The sequence below is a fragment of the Massilia sp. AB1 genome (genome assembly GCF_018119385.1).
In the GTDB taxonomy this organism is placed as follows: Bacteria; Pseudomonadota; Gammaproteobacteria; order Burkholderiales; family Burkholderiaceae_D; genus Telluria.
This window is the reverse complement of record NZ_JAGKSG010000104.1, coordinates 1-1,324: the sequence shown is the minus strand read 5'-3', so window position 1 is coordinate 1,324 and position 1,324 is coordinate 1. Positions and strand designations below refer to the sequence as shown.

At 54.6% G+C, this 1,324-nt stretch carries 1 protein-coding gene; it reads left to right on the top strand.

Annotation, left to right across the window (positions count from 1 at the left end):
- The coding region (locus J8847_RS23980; RefSeq protein ID WP_211527193.1) for an IS4 family transposase at nucleotides 1–1,294 on the top strand (1,294 nt) is incomplete at its 5' end.
- Nucleotides 1,295–1,324: the final 30 nt, after the last annotated feature.

The window sequence follows — 1,324 nt, the reverse complement described above, 5'->3', positions numbered from 1 at the left end:
GGATACTGCTGTCCAGGATAATTTGTTGATGAGCTACGGGGAGGCGTACGAAGAGGGGTTGCGGGTAAAGGTTTTGGGTTGTAAAACCCGAGTTTCGACGCTCATGAAACCAAAACCCGCAACCATGTCTACGATAACCACTTTCCACGCTGTTTTAAAGGGGTTGCCGCGTGCCGTGTTCAATCGGTGCGTTGAGCAACATCATGCCGATAAGTATTGCAAGACCTTTTATGCTTGGGACCAATTGCTGGCAATGGTGTATGCGCAGCTGAGCAGCGCGTCGAGCCTGCGCGCACTGGAACTGGGCTTTAATAGTCATAGCATGCACCACGACCGATTGCAGACCTGCCCTATTCACCGTAGCACCCTTGGCGATGCAAACAGGGACCGCTCCAGCGCCGTGTTCGAGGAAATTGCTGCGTGGTTGATGAGCAAAGTGTCGCGCAAGCTGCGCCACGATGCGAAAGAGCTGATGTGCTTGCTCGATTCGACGTCAATCACGCTCAAGGGGCGCGACTTCGATTCCTGGACACTGAACAATCGCAACCGCAACACGCAAGGCATCAAGCTGCATGCCCTGTTCGATACTGCATCGCAGGCACCACTCTGGCACGATTTCAGCGCGCCCAACGTCAACGATGTCACCCAAGCCAAGCAAGTGCCGTTGCAACGCGATACCTTGTATGTGTTCGACAAAGGCTACTGCGATTACAACTGGTGGGCGCAGATCGATGCGGCAGGGGCACGCTTCGTGACGCGATTGAAGAGCAATGCCAGCCTGGTGTCGGAAATGGACTTCGCCATTCCCAGTGAGGCCGAGGGAATCGTCCTGCGTGACGAGGTCGTCAGTTTCAAGAACAAGTACCCAGGCGGCAAGCGCGTCAACCAGTATGGAAAACCCCTGCGTCGTGTCACGATCATTCGACCTGGAAAATCCACGCCCCTCATCCTGATCACCAACGATTTCGAAAGTAGTGCCCTTGAGATCGGGCAGTATTACAAGGAACGCTGGGAAATCGAGCTGTTTTTCAAGTGGATCAAGCAGCACCTGAAGATCAAAGCATTCCTGGGGCGCACCTACAACGCCGTACGTATCCAGGTCGCGACAGCCCTGATCGCTTACCTGCTGGTTGCCTTGTACAAGCAGACACTTCGGCTTGAACACACCCTCTGGCATTGCCTGGGCCTGATCCGGGCAACCTTGTTCGAGCCTCCCGTCATCGATCTGCCCGTTCGAACGCGCCCGCGACGAATCCAAACGTTGGCATTAGGACAGCTGGAAACACTTCAATGAAGAGATATCGAATTATCCCGGACACCAGTG